A 14,602-nucleotide genomic window follows, 5' to 3' on the forward strand; every position below is an offset into this window, starting at 1 on the left:
CCGACGCCGCTCAGGCCAGGTCGAGCTCGATGACGGCGTAGCTGGTCGCAGGCAGGGCCACACTGAGCACCCCGCCGGCGATGGAGGCGCCGTCGAAGCCGGTGACGGTGACCTCCTCGTCGCGCAGGTCGGAGGCCGTCAGCAGTTGCCCGCCCGCGACGGTGGCCGTGCCGCCCGCAGGTCGAACGTCGCCGTCGTCGCCTCGAGCGCCAGGTTCGTCACCGACAGCAGCATCCTGCCGTCGCGGCGGGTGGCCGACGCGTGCAGCAGCGGCAGCTGCGTGTCGGGCCGCGGCCCGTCGTGGGCGACGGCGCGGACCGCGCGGTCGCCGCGCCACGCCACCGGCAGGAGCTCGCCGTCGCCGTGGCCCTGGTTCAGCTTGAACACGTGCCACGTCGGCGTGCGGGTCAGCTTCTCGCCGTCGGTGACGAGGACGGCCTGCAGCACGTTGACCGTCTGCGCGAGGTTCGCCATGAAGACGCGGTCGGCGTGGTTGTGGAAGATGTCGAGCGTGACGCTCGCGACCAGCGCGTCGCGCAGCGTCTGGCGCTGGACGAGGAAGCCCGGGTTACTGCCCGGCTCCGGCTCCCACCAGGTGCCCCACTCGTCGACGACCAGCCCGATACGGCGGGTCGGGTCGTAGACATCCATGATGGCCGCGTGCCGCGAGATGAGCTCATCCATGCGGAAGGCGTTGGCCATGGCGTACCAGTACTCGTCGTCGCTGAACTCGGTGGCCGAGCCCTTCTGCTCCCAGCTCCGCCCGAAGGTGTAGTGGTGCAGGCTCAGCCCCTGGAAGTGGTCGGTGGGGCGGCAGCCGCAGCCGAGGTCGCCGACGGTGGCCATCAGCGTCTGGGTCCAGGCGTAGTCGTCGACGTTGGGGCCGCAGGCGATGCGGTACAGCGTGTTGTCGCCGTGGTCACGGCAGTAGGTGCCGTACTGGCGGGCCAGGTCGGCGTAGTGCTCGGGGCGCATGTTGCCGCCGCAGCCCCACGACTCGTTGCCGACGCCCCAGAACTTCACCGACCACGGCTCGTCGCGGCCGTTCTCGCGGCGCAGCCGGGCCATGGGCGAGTCGTCGCCGCGGGTGAGGTACTCGACCCACTGGCTCATCTCCTGCACCGTGCCGGAGCCGACGTTGCCGCAGATGTACGGCTCCGTCCCGAGCAGCTCGATGAGCCGCATGAACTCGTGCGTGCCGAAGCTGTTGTCCTCGACGACGTCGCCCCACAGGGAGTTGACGACGGTCGGGCGGTCCTCGCCGATGCCGTCCTTCCAGTGGTAGTCGTCGGCGAAGCAGCCGCCCGGCCAGCGGAGGTTCGGGATGCCGATCTCCTTGAGTGCCTCGACGACGTCCAGGCGGATGCCGTTGTCGTTGGGGATGGGCGAGTCCGGGCCGACGAAGATGCCGTCGTAGATGCAGCGGCCGAGGTGCTCGGCGAAGTGGCCGTGCTGGTGGCGCGATACGACGGGCCCGGGCAGGTCGAGGTTGATGACGGCGTCCGTCACGGGGGCTCCTTGGATCTCAGATGGGGTGCGGTGCGGTCAGGGAAGGCGGATCAGCCGGGTGCCGTGCGCGTCGAGGTCGAGGGTGAACCAGCCGCCCTCGGCGGTCAGCTCGGCGCCCGACCACAGGTCGGTGGCGGCCGCGGCTGCGACGCCGAGATCGTCGGCGTGCAGACGCAGCGTGGTCGGCTCGTCGCCGAGCCAGAACGCCGCTCGCACCTGGGCGCCGTCGACTGTGGCGGCCCAGACGACGATGTCGCCGTCGCGGATGATCTCGCGGTTGTCGGCAGAGCCGGCCAGCAGGCGGAGGACCTCCGGGTTGCGGAGCAGCGCGATCGTGGCCGGGTCCGATTCGGGCAGGTGCCCGCCGAAGAACATCGGCGAGCGGGCGATCGCCCAGAGGGTGATCATCGACCGCTGCTCGGCGAGCGTCAGGCGCGAGTCGCGGGCCTCCCCGACGTGGGCCCGGATGCCGAGGCGGCCCATGGGCAGCATGTCGAGGTCGGCGAAGGCGCCTGGCCGCTGGTGCGGCGCCCAGCGGGCGGCGCGCTGGAACTGCTCGGTGACGGCCGACCAGTCGTCCCACAGGTCGTCCGAGACGCGCCACATCGTCGAGTGCCCGCGCAGGAAGTCGAGGTGGGCCAGCGACAGCTGCCTGCCCGGGGACAGGCTGAGCCCGATGTCGCGGCCGGTCTTCGCGATGGCGGCCGCGATCAGCGCGATGTCGTCGCGCTCCACCGGCGGGTAGAGGACGTCGTCGAGCTTGATGAAGTCGACACCCCAGCCCGCCAGCATCGCGATGAACGAGTCGTACCAGTGCGCGGCACCGGGGTGGTCCGTCAGCACGCCGTCGTTGTCGGGGTTCCAGGGGCAGCGGTTGCCCGGGTCGGCGATGTCGGCGCACGTGTGCGGGCTGCCCGCGATGGGCAGCGCCGCCTCGACGGCGCGGCGGGGCACGCCGCGCATGATGTGCACCCCGAACTTCAGCCCGAGGTCGTGGACCTTGCGGGCCAGTTCGGTGAAGCCGGCGCCGTCGGCGGCGCTCGGGAAGCGGCCGACGGCGGGCTGGGGCCTGCCGTTGGCGTCGAGGACGGCGCGGGAGACGGGCGCGTAGTCGGTGAAGCCCGGCTCCGGCTCGTACCACTGGATGTCGACGACGATCGTGTCCCAGCCGAACTCCAGGAGGTGTTCGGCCATGAACTCGGCGTTGGCGAGGGTCTCAGCCTCCGTGACGGAACCGCCGAAGCAGTCCCAGGAGTTCCAGCCCAGCGGCGGGGTGGCGGTCGTCATCAGCATCCCTGGACGGGGAGCCAGACGCGCATGGCGACGCGGCCGTCGCGCCCCCAGTCGCGGTACGGGATCAGCGTGAGCGGCACCTCGCGTCGGCCGAGCAGCCGCTCCGCGTAGGGCCGGTAGAGCTGGTCGTCGTCGGTTTCGAGCACCGCGCCGGTCGCCGTGACCCCGCGCGGGCCGCCGACGAGCGGGGCCGCCGGGTCGATGGCCAACGCATCGACGGACTCGTTGTCGCCCGCCTCGGCGCACATCACGGTCGGCCCGGCCTGCACCGCGACGCAGCCGCGGACGGCGTCGACCCGCGGGTCGGCTACCAGGAGGCGCGGGGTGACGTCGAAGCTGACCTGCGTGGCGCGGTCGACGGGCAGGGTGAGCCAGCCGTCGACGCTCTCGGCCGCGGCGCCGTCGATCAGCACCGTCGTGCTCCACTCCGGAACGCGGATCCTGAGCCCGGACAGCGTGCCCTCCGGGGTGATCGTCAGGGCGCCGTCCTCGATGTCACCGGCGACGGTGACGGCTCCGTCCGCGCCTTCGAAGCGGCCCGCGGCAGGCAGCGCGAGCGCGAGGCCGGCGTCGTCGACGAAGGCCGCGTAGGCGGCGAGGCTGGCCCGCAGCCGCGCCATGTTGGGCGGGCAGCAGGCGCAGGAGAACCAGGGCAGGCGGCCCGCGGTGTGCTCCTGGATCCGGGAGACGGACCGCACCTGGTGCGGGTTGGCGTAGGTGAACTGCGTGCCGTCCGCGGAGACCGCGGCGGGCAGCAGGTTGTAGAGCGTGCGCTCCATGGCCGCGGCGTAGCGGGCCTGGCCGGTCTGCAGCAGGAGCCGCCAGCTGAGCTGGAAGTCGGCGATCGCGGCGCAGGTCTCGGCGTAGGAGCGTTCGCTGGAGAGCTCGTGGTCGTCACCGAAGGACTCGTCCTGGAAGCGGGAACCCATGCCGCCGGTCACGTACATGCGGCGGTGGTGGGCCGACTCCCAGCGCGCGACGACGGCGTCGAGGAGTTCCTCGTCGCCGGTCTCGACGGCGAGGTCGACGCAGCCCGCGTCGAGGTACAGCTGCCGGACGGCGTGGCCGATGGCGATCCTCGCGGTGCGCGGCGACTCGTGGTCCTGGAAGTACTCGGGCCCGAACTGTCCGTGGTGGATCGTCGGGGCGCCGCGGTGGCGGATGAAGGCCGCGGCGGCGTCGAGGTAGGAACGCTCCCCCGTCTCGCGGTACAGCTCGACGAGTGCGGTCTCGATCTCGGGGTGCCCGCCGGTGCCCTGGTCGCGGAACTTCTCCACGATCAGGTCGGCGAACGGGCGGGAGATCTCGAGCAGTTCGGGGCGTCCGGCGCGGTTGAGGGCGACGGCGGCCTGGAACAGGTGGCCGGCGCAGTAGAGCTCGTGGCCCCACATGAGGTCGACCCAGAGGCCGGGGGACGACGTCGACAGGCCCCACGAGTTGATGTAGCCGTCGGCCTGCTGGGCCTGCCGCAGCAGGGCGTAGCTGTCGGTCAGGAAGCCGTCGAACCGGTCGGTCCCGGTCCGGACGATCTCCCAGCCGATGGCCTCGAGCGTCTTGTAGAGGTCCGAGTCGGAGAACTGGAACCCGACGTGTTCACCCGTGCCGGGCTCCCGTCGCAGGTTCTCCAGCACCTTGCTCTCGTCGAGCTTGGCGATGATGTGCGGCAGGGTCGCCTCGACGTTGATGCGTTGCAGATCGCCGAGGTAGCTCCCCTCCTGCAGCGTGGCGCGGTCAATACCGACAGGGCGTCGGCCATGCACCGTCACGGGTGCCGTCATGATTCCAGTCTCCTTCTCAGCAGCTTCGCCGGATCAGCGAAGTCCCTCGGTGAACTTCCGCACCGCCGCGTTGTAGCGGAGCTCCTTGACGAAGCCGCGGGTGGTGGTGTCCTCGTCGATGACGACGAGTTCCATGTCGACGATGTCGGCGAAGTCCTCGAAGTGCTCGAGGCCCGCCGCCGTACTCATGGCGGTGTGGTGCGCGGCGCCGGCGTGGATCCAGCACTCGGCCGACGTCGACAGGTTCGGCCTGGGCTCCCAGACGGCGCGGGCCACGGGCAGGTTCGGCAGCGGCGCGTCGGGCTCGACGATGTCGACAACATTGGCCGTCAGCCGGAGCCGGTCGCGCATGTCGCTCATGGCGACGACGACGCCGACGCCCGGGTCGGTGTCGAAGACGAAGCGGACCGGGTCCTCGCGGTCGCCGATGCCGAGCTGGTGGATCTCGATCCGTGGCTTCGACGTGGTGAGCGAGGGGCAGATCTCGAGCATGTGGGCGCCGAGGATCTTCTGCTTGCCCGGGGTCAGCTCGTAGGTGTAATCCTCCATGAGCGAGGCGCCGCCGGGCAGGCCGTAGCCCATGACCTTGGCGAGGCGCACGAGGATGGCGGTCTTCCAGTCGCCCTCGCCGCCGAAGCCGTAGCCGTCGGCCATGAGGCGCTGCACGGCCAGGCCGGGGAGCTGACGCAGCCCGCCGAGGTCCTCGAACGTGTCGGTGAACGCCTTGGAGTCCCCGGTCTCCAGGAAGCCGCGCATCGCGATCTCCTGCCGCGCGGCGTACCGCAGCGACTCGTGCCGCTCCCCGCCCACCTTGAGCTCGTCGGCGACGTCGTACAGGTTCTCGTACTCGGCGACGAGCGCGTCGACGGCGGCGTCGTCGACGGCCTCCACGGCCGCCACGAGGTCGTTGACGCCCCAGGTGTTGATCGCGACGCCGAGCTTGTGCTCGACCTCGGTCTTGTCGCCCTCGGTGACGGCGACGTTGCGCATGTTGTCGCCGAAGCGGGTGAGCTTCAAGGTGCGCAGCTCGGCGGCGCCGGTGGCGGCCCGGGCCCAGACGGCGACCTTGTGCTGCACGTCGGCGTGGCTGGCGTGGCCGACGACGACCTTGCGCTGCTTACCGAGGCGGCTGACGATGTAGCCGAACTCACGGTCGCCGTGGGCGGCCTGGTTCAGGTTCATGAAGTCCATGTCGATGGTGTCCCACGGCAGCGCCTCGTTGGCCTGCGTGTGCAGGTGCAGCAGCGGCTTGGCCAGGGCGTCGAGCCCCAGGATCCACATCTTGGCTGGGGAGAAGGTGTGCATCCAGGCGATGACGCCGACGACGGACTCGTCGGTGTTCGCGTCGATCATCGCCTTCTGGATCGCGACGCGGTCCTTCAGGATGGGGCGCCATTCGATCTCGAACGGCATCTCGGCCGAGGCGTTGAGGGCGGCCACGACCTGGCGGCTCTGCTCCTCGACCTGGAGGAGGACCTCCGGGCCGTAGAGGTCCTGCGATCCGGTGAAGAACCAGACCTTGCGGTTGAGATAGGGGTTGTCCATGTCGTGTTCCTACTTCTTGGGCTGTCCGTAGACGTTCTGGTAGCGATCGAAGAGGGAGTCGATCTTCTCCTGCGGGATCGGGATCACGTCACCCAGCTGCCTGGCGATGTGCACGGTCCTGGCGACCTCCTCGACCATGACGGCGGCCTTGACGGCGTCGCGACCGTCGGAGCCGATGGTGAAGGGGCCGTGGTTCTGCATGAGGACGGCGCGGCTGCGGGAGTCCTTCAGGGTCTCGACGATCCCGCGGCCGATGGAGTCGTCACCGATGAGGGCGAACGGGCCGATCGGGATGGGGCCGCCGAACTCGTCGGCCATCATCGTCAGCACGCAGGGCACCTCTTCCCCGCGCGAGGCCCAGGCCGTGGCGTAGGTGGAGTGCGTGTGGACCACGCCGCCGATGGTGTCCATGTGCGTGTAGACGTACGCGTGGGCGGCCGTGTCGCTGGACGGCTGGAGGCTGTCGGGCGTGCCGTCGAGGATCTTCTTCCCGTCGAGGGTGCAGACCACCATCTTCTCGGGGCCGAGGTCGTCGTAGCTCACGCCGGACGGCTTGATGACGAACAGGTCCTCGCCGATGCGGTCCGCTACGCGGATCCGCTGCGACACGTTGCCTGCGGTCCAGACGACGAGCTCCCAGCGGGGCAGCTCCGCGTGGAGGTCGGAGACGACCCGACGGGTGGTGGCCACCTGCTCCTGTACGTCGGCAGGCAGGTCTGCGAGGTTCAAAGTCATGCGTTCCTCCGTTGTGGCGGGCGCGGGCGACTCCCACGACACGCCTATGTGACCGGTCACAGCAACGCTACCCCAGCAGGTCGGTCCCGTCAACGGGCGCGGGAGCAGCTTCGCCGCTAAGATTACTATCGATGTAAATCGGTTGGGCAAGGGAGGTCCGCTATGGCTGCGACGCTGCAGGACGTGGCACGGTTGGCCGGGGTGTCGGCGAAGACGGTCTCGAACGTCATCAACGACTTTCCGCATGTGCGCACCACCACCCGCGAGCGGGTGCAGGCGGCCATCGACGAGTTGCAGTACGAGCCGAACCTGACCGCCCGCAACCTGCGCACCGGCCGCACCGGGCTGATCGGGCTGGCCGTCCCCGAGCTCAAGCTCCCCTACTTCGCCGAGCTGGCCGACTCCGTCATCGTCGCCGCGGAGCGACGCGGCCTGCGCGTGCTGATCGAGCAGACGAACGGACGGCGGGAGCGCGAGCTCGACGTGCTCCACGGCTCGGTCCGCCACCTGCTCGACGGGCTGATCTTCTCCCCGCTCGCGCTCGGCGAGGAGGACGCCGCACAGCTGTCGGTCTCCTACCCGCTCGTCGTCCTCGGCGAACGCGTCTTCGACCACGGCCAGGACCACGTCACCATGAGCAACGTGGCGGCCGCCAGGGCCGCGACGGAACACCTGCTCGGGCTCGGCCGACGGCGCATCGCGCTCGTGGGTGCCCACCCGGGTGAGGTCATCGGCTCCGCCGGTCTGCGTGAGCGCGGCTTCCGCGAGGCCATGGAGGCCGCCGGGGTCCCCGTCGCCGAGGAACTCCTCCTGGAGGCGGGCGCCTGGCACCGCGCCAACGGCGCCGAGGCCACCCGCGCGCTGCTCGCCACCGGGGCCCCGTTCGACGCGATCTTCGCCCTGAACGACGCGCTCGGCATCGGCACGCTGCACGTCCTGCACGAGGCGGGGATCCGCGTCCCCGAGGACGTCGCCGTCATCGGCTTCGACGACAGCGAGGATGCGGCCTACACCTCGCCGACGCTCACGACCATCGAGGCCGGGCGCGAGGAGATCGCCGACCGGTCGGTCGAGCTGCTGCACCGCCGGATCGAGGCCCGCCTCGGTGGCGGTGAGACCCCGGCCTCCGCCACCCGCGTCGACGCCGCCTTCCAGCTCATCGAACGCGAGTCGACCCTCGGGAAGTGACCCGGGGCGCGGGCCTCAGCCCGCGGACTCCCGCCAGACGAAGCTCGACGGCAGGAGCCGGGACTCCTCCCCCTCGCCGCGCATCGCCCGGAACAACAGGTCGACGGCGGCCGAACCGACCTCCGCGAACGGCTGCCGCACCGAGGCCAGCGGCACCGTCAGGTAGGCGGCGACCTCGATGTCGTCGTAGCCGATGACGGCGATGTCCTGCGGCACCCGGCGCCCGAGCTCGACGAGGCGCTTCAGCGCCCCGGCCGCCACGTGGTCGTTGGCCGCGAAGATGGCGTCGATCTCGGGATCCAGGGCCAGCAGTTCGTCGACGCCCCGGAAGCCGTCCTCGGGCGCCCAGCCGGCGACCACCTGCGGGCCGCGGGCGTCGCCGGCGGCGTCACGCCAGCCGTCGACCCGGGCGGTGGCCTCCAGCCAGTCGATCGGCCCGGCCAGGTGCGCGATGCGGCTCCGACCCGTCGCGCGCAGATGCTCCACCGCGCGTCTGGCCCCGCCGACCTGGTCGCCGCGGGCCCGGGCGAGGCCGGCCGGCACGTCCCCCTCGCCGACGGCGCAGACGGGCAGGTCGCGGGCGAAGCGGGCCGCGAGATCGAGCACCGGCTGCGACCAGGCGATGACGACCACGCCGTCGACGCCGAGGCTGAGCAGGTGCTCCCGGGCGGCGCGCAGCGAGTCGGGGCTGTCGTCACGGACGGTGACGGTGGCCGTGGCGTAGCCGCGCTCCCGGGCGCCCTCGTCGATGGCCAGCGTCATCTGGCTCGGGCCGAAGAGCGCGGCGTGCACGGAGATGACCCCGATGGTCATGGAGTCGTTGGTGGCCAGCGACCTCGCGGCCTTGCTCGGCCGGTAGCGGAGCTCGGCGATGGCCTGCTGGACCCGCTCGAGGGTCTCGGCCCGCACCTTGTCAGGGTCGTTCAGGACCCGCGACACCGTCTGATGGGAGACCCCGGCCCGGGTGGCGACGTCACGGATCGAGGGCTTGTGGTGGGCGCGGGGCACGTCAGCCGACCGGCCAGCACTGCTGCGCGGTCATCCAGCTCAGCGTGTCGCCGGCGATCAGGAGTCCGCGCCCCCGCGACAGCACCGTGTAGGAGATGCCGTCGAAGGTGCGGCTGACACCGCCGGTCTCGGTGAGCATGAGGGAGCCGGCCAGGTGGTCCCACGGGTGGATGGACGTGTAGGTCATGAAGTCGATGTCGCCTTCGAGCACGGCCGGGTAGTCGAAGGCGCAGGCGAAGTTGCTGCGGACCACGGGGCTCAGCCTCCCCTCGGCCGTGTACCCGATGAGGTGCTTCTTCGACGTGGCGCCCAGCGGCAGCCTCCGGTCGACGTCGCGCACGATCGGCTCGCCGTTGACGCGGGCGCCCGCCCCCCGCTCGGCCACGTAGGCGCGGCCCGTCTCCGGCTGCCAGATCCACCCGCGGGTCGTGACGCCCCCCTTGAGCTCGGCCAGGATCATCCCGTACTTGCTGTCGCCCCGGACGAAGTTCCCGGTGCCGTCGATGGGGTCGATGACGAAGGCGTGCTCCAGGTTGGCGAGTCCCTTGAGAAGGCCCGGGTCGGTGAAGACCGCCTCCTCACCGATGACCGCCGCGCCGGGGAAGGCGTCCGAGAGGAGGCGGGTCAGCATCTCCTCGGACTCCTTGTCGGCGATCGTGACGTAGTCCCCGGGCGCCTTCTCGTCGACCTCGCCGTCAGAGAGACTCCGGAATCGGGGTCGGACGACCGCGTCCGCGGTGGTCTGCATGAGCGCGAGGATGCCGTCGGTGTCCATGGCCGCAGCTTAGTGCCGCGCGGCTCCGGGGTGCCGCACCGACACTGTGCCGGGCCCGCCCACGGAGCCGCCCGGCGTCGGCTAGGCTGACGGCGTCGACACGGGAGAACCGGCTTCGAGCCGGTGCCGAAGGAGCAACCGCCCCGGAATCTCTCAGGCCCACGGACCGTGCCGACATGGAACTCTGGAAAGAGGCCCGCGAGGGTCCGCCGACGGATACGAAGATCTCAGGCAACCGCGACAGAGGGGGCTTAGGGTGGTCACACCCGAAGGCGCCGCTCGCGGCAGAAGGGGTTCGCCGATGTCATTGAGGACGACGGCGCTTCACGCGCTACACACCGAACTGGGCGGCAGGCTCGTCGATTTCGCCGGCTGGGAGCTGCCCGTGCAGTTCGCCGGCGGCATCGCCGAACACCAGCACACCCGCACCGCAGCGTCGCTGTTCGACGTCTCCCACATGGGTCAGGTCCTGGTCCGCCCGCTCTCCGGGGATCTCGCCGACGCGGCCGCCGCGCTGGAGTCCGTGATCCCGGCCAGCGTCGCCGGGCTCGCCGAAGGCAGGCAGCGCTACGGCCTGCTGACCACGCAGGCGGGAGGCGTCGTCGACGACCTCATGTTCGCCCACCGCGGCGACGCGTTTCTCGTGGTCCTGAACGCCGCCCGCACCGAGGTCGACCTCGGGCTGCTCAACGCCCTCGACGGCGTCGCCGTGGAACTGCTCACCGACCGGGCCCTGCTCGCCCTGCAGGGCCCGGCCGCGGCCGCGGCGCTGGGCAGGCTGGTGCCGGGCGTCACCGAGTGCACGTTCATGGATGCCGTGTCGCTCGACTGGGACGGAACGGCCCTGTGGGTGTCCAGGTCCGGCTACACCGGGGAGGACGGCTTCGAGGTGTCGCTGCCGGCCGACCGCGCCGCGGAGTTCGCCCGGCTGCTGCTCGCGGAGCCGGAGGTGGCGCCGGCCGGGCTGGGCGCGCGCGACTCCCTGCGTCTCGAGGCGGGCATGCCGCTCTACGGCCACGAACTGTCCGAGGACGTCACGCCCGTCGAGGCGGGTCTCGGCTGGGCCATCCCGAAGGTCCGCCGACCGGGAGGCTCCCGGGCCGACGGCTACCCTGGCGCCGCCGTCATCTCCACCCAACTCGCCGACGGGGCGCCGCGCGAACGCATCGGCCTGCTGATCGACGGCCGGGCCCCGGTCCGCGAGGGCGCGGCACTGTTCGCCGACGCCACCGCGACCGATCCGATCGGGGTCGTCACCTCCGGCGGCTTCTCCCCCACCCTCGGCCACCCCATCGCCATGGCGCTGGTCGCCGCAGGCTCCGCCCCCGACGGCGCCACCACGTACGCCGAGCTGCGCGGGAAGCGGGTCCCCGCCACCGTCGCGCCCATGCCCTTCGTCCCCCACGCCTACCACCGCTGAAACCGCTGAAAGAAGGAAGTGACCGCATGAAGTTCACCCCCGACCACGAATGGCTCGACGACTCCGGTGAGGACGTCGCCGTCGGCATCACCGATCACGCAGCCAGCGAGCTGGGCGACATCGTCTTCGTCGAGCTGCCCACCGTCGGCGACTCCGTCAGCAAGGGCGACGAGGTCGTCGCGATCGACTCGACGAAGGCCGCCTCCGGCATCACCGCCCCCATCGACGGCGTCATCACCGCGATCAACGAGGAACTCGTCGACGCCCCCGAGTCGGTCAACGCCGACGCCATGGGCACATGGTTCTTCCGCATCGACCCGACCGACCCGGCCCAGCTCGACGACCTCCTCGACGAGGCGGCCTACCGCGCACTGATCGGCTGACCCCGTGCCGACCTGGGAGCCCACCGCATACGACCCCGACGACTTCGCCAACCGGCGCCACATCGGCCCGAGCCCGGCGGAGATCGCCACCATGCTCGACACCCTCGGCGTCGGCTCCGTCGACGAGCTGATCGACCAGGCCGTCCCCGGCGGCCTGCGACAGTCCGAGCCGCTCGCCTGGGCCCCCATGACCGAGGGCGCCGTCCTCGGTGAGTTGCGGCGCCTGGGTGCGCTCAACACGGTCGCCACGTCGATGATCGGCCAGGGCTACCACCAGACGGTCACGCCCCCGGCGATCCAGCGCAATGTCCTCGAGAACCCCGCCTGGTACACGGCCTACACGCCGTACCAGCCGGAGATCGCGCAGGGCAGGCTCGAGGCGCTGCTCAACTTCCAGACGATGATCATCGACCTGACCGGCCTCGAGGTCGCCGGCGCCTCCCTGCTGGACGAGGCGACGGCGGCGGCCGAGGCGATGGTGATGGCGTTCAACCACGCGAAGGGGAAGCGGTCGCGCTTCTTCGTCGCCGACGACCTGCACCCGCAGATCCGGGCCGTGCTCGGCACCCGCGCGGTCCCCTACGGCATCGACATCGTCGCGGGACCGGTCGACGGCGCAGTCCCGGACGCGTCGTGGTTCGGGGCGATCGTCGCGCAGCCCGGCACCCACGGACACCTGCGTGACCACACCGCGCTCTTCGAGGCCCTGCACGGGGTCGGGGCACTGGCCATCGCCGACGTCGACCTCCTGTCGCTGTGCCTCGTGAAGGAACCCGGCGCGATGGGGGCCGACATCGCCGTCGGCTCGACGCAGCGGTTCGGGGTCCAGCCAGGCTACGGCGGCCCCCACGCGGCGTTCCTCGCCTGCCGCGACGCCCTGAAGCGGATCATGCCCGGCCGTCTGGTCGGCGTGTCGAAGGACGCCAACGGCAACCGCGCCTACCGGCTGGCGCTGCAGGCGCGTGAGCAGCACATCCGCCGCGAGCGGGCCACGTCGAACGTGTGCACGGCGCAGGCGCTGCTGGCGGTGATGGCGTCGTTCTACGCCGTCTTCCACGGGCCCGCCGGGCTCCGGGCCATCGCGCAGCGGGTGCACCTGATGACGGCGACGCTGGCCGAGGCGCTGCGGGCAGGCGGCGCGGTCGTCGAGCCGGAACACTTCTTCGACACCCTCACGGTCACCGTCGGCGTCGGCCAGGCTGGCATCCTGGCCGCAGCCGAGCAGCGGGGCATCAACCTGCGCCGGGTCGGGCGCGACAGGGTCGGCATCGCCTGCGACGAGACCACCACGCTCGAGGTGCTGGGCCGGGTGCTCGACGCGTTCGGGATCGGGCCGGTCGACGCTCTGACGGCGACGCCGTCGATCCCCGACGACCTGCTCCGGGGTACCGACTACCTCACGCACCCGGTGTTCCACATGAACCGGGCCGAGTCTGAGATGATGCGCTACATGCGGCGGCTGAGCGACCGCGACCTGGCGCTCGACCGGGCCATGATCCCGCTCGGCTCCTGCACCATGAAGCTCAACGCGGCGGCCGAGATGGCTGCCATCACGTGGCCGGAGTTCGCGTCGCTGCATCCGTACGCCCCGCGCCGGCAGGCGGCGGGCTATCTCGAGATGATCGACGACCTCGAGGCGAAGCTGTGCGCGGTCACCGGGTACGACGCGTTCTCCATGCAGCCCAACTCGGGCGCGCAGGGCGAGTACGCGGGCCTCATGACGATCCGCGCCTACCACGCCGCCCGTGGCGAGAGCCGCGACGTGTGCCTCATCCCCACGTCGGCGCACGGCACGAACCCGGCGTCGGCGTCCATGGCGGGCCTCACCGTCGTGCCGGTGCGCTCCGCCGACAACGGCGACATCGACGTGGCCGACTTCGAGGCCAAGGCGGCGGAGGCGGGCGACCGGCTCGCCGCCGTCATGATCACCTACCCGTCCACGCACGGGGTGTTCGAGGACACCGTCCGCCGCGTCTGCGACATCACGCACGAGCACGGCGGGCAGGTCTACATCGACGGCGCCAACATGAACGCCATGGTCGGCCTGGTCCGCCCCGGCGACATCGGCGGCGACGTCAGCCACCTGAACCTGCACAAGACCTTCGCCATCCCACACGGCGGGGGCGGGCCCGGCATGGGCCCGATCGGCGTCAAGGCCCACCTCACCCCGCACCTGCCCTCCGATCCCGGCACCGGCGAGGAGGGGGCGGTCTCCGCCGCACCCTTCGGGTCGGCCTCCATCCTGCTGATCTCGTGGGCGTACCTCGCGCTGATGGGCGGTGAGGGCGTCACGCAGGCCACCCGGGCGGCGATCCTCAACGCGAACTACCTGGCCACCCGACTGGAGGACGCGTACCCGATCCTCTACCGGGGCGCCCACGGGCGCGTCGCCCACGAGTGCATCGTCGACCCGCGGGGCTTCGCGGAGCACGGCGTCACCGTCGACGACATCGCCAAGCGGCTGATCGACCACGGCTTCCACGCGCCCACCATGTCGTTCCCCGTGCCGGGCACGCTCATGATCGAGCCGACGGAGTCCGAGCCGCTCGCCGAGCTCGACCGGTTCGTGACGGCGATGCTCGACATCGCCCGCGAGGCCGGTGACGTCGCGGAGGGCCGCATCGCGGCCGAGGACTCCCCGCTGCGACGCGCCCCCCACACGACGGAGGATCTGGTGGCGGACTGGGACCGGCCGTACTCCCGCGAGGTCGGGTGCTTCCCGGCGGGCGCGTTCCGGGTGGACAAGTACTGGCCTCCGGTCGGCCGCGTCGACAACGCGTACGGCGACCGCAATCTCGTGTGCGCGTGCCCGCCGTGGGAGGGATCGCCGCAGCAGTAAACGGTGCCCGGCAGGGTGGCGCGCCGCTCCCCCGCCGGGACTTCTGGGTCCGCATGGCGCAGCATGCGGTGGGCGTCCCGGCTCCGGCCGGGACGCCCTTTACTCTGCCCGGCGGGGAGGCGGATACTC

The 14,602-nt window shown here is 71.4% G+C and carries 11 protein-coding genes and 1 riboswitch; of the genes, 4 read left to right on the forward strand and 7 right to left on the reverse strand.

All coding sequences use genetic code 11. The features are described from left to right. Positions 1 to 138 precede the first annotated feature (138 nt). Genes H9L22_RS06640 through H9L22_RS06660 form a run of 5 tightly spaced genes read right to left on the reverse strand, consistent with a single transcriptional unit; the run spans position 139 to position 6,860 of the window. Complete coding sequence (locus tag H9L22_RS06640; RefSeq protein WP_320060601.1) at positions 139 to 1,509, reverse strand: alpha-N-arabinofuranosidase; 1,371 nt, start codon at positions 1,507 to 1,509, stop codon at positions 139 to 141. Positions 1,510 to 1,545: 36 nt separating this feature from the next. Continuing rightward, positions 1,546 to 2,796: an alpha-galactosidase gene (locus H9L22_RS06645; protein WP_187722091.1), complete on the reverse strand. Its 1,251-nt coding sequence runs from the start codon at positions 2,794 to 2,796 to the stop codon at positions 1,546 to 1,548. Beyond that, positions 2,796 to 4,580, reverse strand: coding sequence for a glycoside hydrolase family 127 protein (locus tag H9L22_RS06650; protein ID WP_187722092.1), 1,785 nt, complete (start codon positions 4,578 to 4,580; stop codon positions 2,796 to 2,798). Before H9L22_RS06650 ends, H9L22_RS06645 begins: the two co-directional genes overlap by 1 nt. A 33-nt stretch (positions 4,581 to 4,613) precedes the next feature. Beyond that, positions 4,614 to 6,125, reverse strand: coding sequence for an L-arabinose isomerase (gene araA, locus H9L22_RS06655; RefSeq protein ID WP_187722093.1), 1,512 nt, complete (start codon positions 6,123 to 6,125; stop codon positions 4,614 to 4,616). 9 nt (positions 6,126 to 6,134) lie between these two features. Then, positions 6,135 to 6,860, reverse strand: a complete 726-nt coding sequence (locus tag H9L22_RS06660) for an L-ribulose-5-phosphate 4-epimerase (RefSeq protein WP_187722094.1) — start codon at positions 6,858 to 6,860, stop codon at positions 6,135 to 6,137. A gap of 162 nt (positions 6,861 to 7,022) precedes the next feature. Here H9L22_RS06660 and H9L22_RS06665 point away from each other — a divergent pair, with 162 nt between their 5' ends. Further along, a complete protein-coding gene (locus H9L22_RS06665) occupies positions 7,023 to 8,048 on the forward strand; it encodes a LacI family DNA-binding transcriptional regulator (RefSeq protein WP_187722095.1) in 1,026 nt (341 codons plus the stop codon). A 15-nt stretch (positions 8,049 to 8,063) separates the two neighbouring features. Here H9L22_RS06665 and H9L22_RS06670 read toward each other — a convergent pair whose 3' ends face one another. Then, a complete protein-coding gene (locus tag H9L22_RS06670; RefSeq protein ID WP_187722096.1) occupies positions 8,064 to 9,056 on the reverse strand; it encodes a LacI family DNA-binding transcriptional regulator in 993 nt (330 codons plus the stop codon). Position 9,057: 1 nt separating this feature from the next. Continuing rightward, a complete protein-coding gene (locus H9L22_RS06675) occupies positions 9,058 to 9,831 on the reverse strand; it encodes an inositol monophosphatase family protein (protein WP_187722097.1) in 774 nt (257 codons plus the stop codon). A 91-nt stretch (positions 9,832 to 9,922) separates the two neighbouring features. Continuing rightward, a riboswitch (glycine riboswitch) is annotated at positions 9,923 to 10,010 on the forward strand. A 122-nt stretch (positions 10,011 to 10,132) separates the two neighbouring features. Between H9L22_RS06675 and gcvT the strand changes: the two genes are divergently transcribed. Genes gcvT through gcvP form a run of 3 tightly spaced genes read left to right on the forward strand, consistent with a single transcriptional unit; the run spans position 10,133 to position 14,473 of the window. Then, positions 10,133 to 11,251, forward strand: coding sequence for a glycine cleavage system aminomethyltransferase GcvT (gene gcvT, locus H9L22_RS06680; RefSeq protein ID WP_187722098.1), 1,119 nt, complete (start codon positions 10,133 to 10,135; stop codon positions 11,249 to 11,251). A 26-nt stretch (positions 11,252 to 11,277) separates the two neighbouring features. Further along, positions 11,278 to 11,634, forward strand: coding sequence for a glycine cleavage system protein H (locus tag H9L22_RS06685; protein WP_187722099.1), 357 nt, complete (start codon positions 11,278 to 11,280; stop codon positions 11,632 to 11,634). 4 nt (positions 11,635 to 11,638) lie between these two features. Then, positions 11,639 to 14,473: an aminomethyl-transferring glycine dehydrogenase gene (gene gcvP, locus H9L22_RS06690; protein ID WP_187722100.1), complete on the forward strand. Its 2,835-nt coding sequence runs from the start codon at positions 11,639 to 11,641 to the stop codon at positions 14,471 to 14,473. Positions 14,474 to 14,602 lie beyond the last annotated feature (129 nt).

The sequence above is a fragment of the Tessaracoccus defluvii genome (genome assembly GCF_014489575.1).
Lineage (GTDB): Bacteria > Actinomycetota > Actinomycetes > Propionibacteriales > Propionibacteriaceae > Arachnia > Arachnia defluvii.

Excerpts from the sequence above, each read along its gene's own strand:
- H9L22_RS06645 (WP_187722091.1), bottom strand. The coding sequence starts at position 2,796 with ATGACGACCGCCACCCCGCCGCTGGGCTGGAACTCCTGGGACTGCTTC.
- H9L22_RS06685 (WP_187722099.1), top strand. The coding sequence starts at position 11,278 with ATGAAGTTCACCCCCGACCACGAATGGCTCGACGACTCCGGTGAGGAC.
- H9L22_RS06650 (WP_187722092.1), bottom strand. The coding sequence starts at position 4,580 with ATGACGGCACCCGTGACGGTGCATGGCCGACGCCCTGTCGGTATTGAC.
- H9L22_RS06675 (WP_187722097.1), bottom strand. The coding sequence starts at position 9,831 with ATGGACACCGACGGCATCCTCGCGCTCATGCAGACCACCGCGGACGCG.
- gcvT (WP_187722098.1), top strand. The coding sequence starts at position 10,133 with ATGTCATTGAGGACGACGGCGCTTCACGCGCTACACACCGAACTGGGC.
- H9L22_RS06665 (WP_187722095.1), top strand. The coding sequence starts at position 7,023 with ATGGCTGCGACGCTGCAGGACGTGGCACGGTTGGCCGGGGTGTCGGCG.
- H9L22_RS06660 (WP_187722094.1), bottom strand. The coding sequence starts at position 6,860 with ATGACTTTGAACCTCGCAGACCTGCCTGCCGACGTACAGGAGCAGGTG.
- araA (WP_187722093.1), bottom strand. The coding sequence starts at position 6,125 with ATGGACAACCCCTATCTCAACCGCAAGGTCTGGTTCTTCACCGGATCG.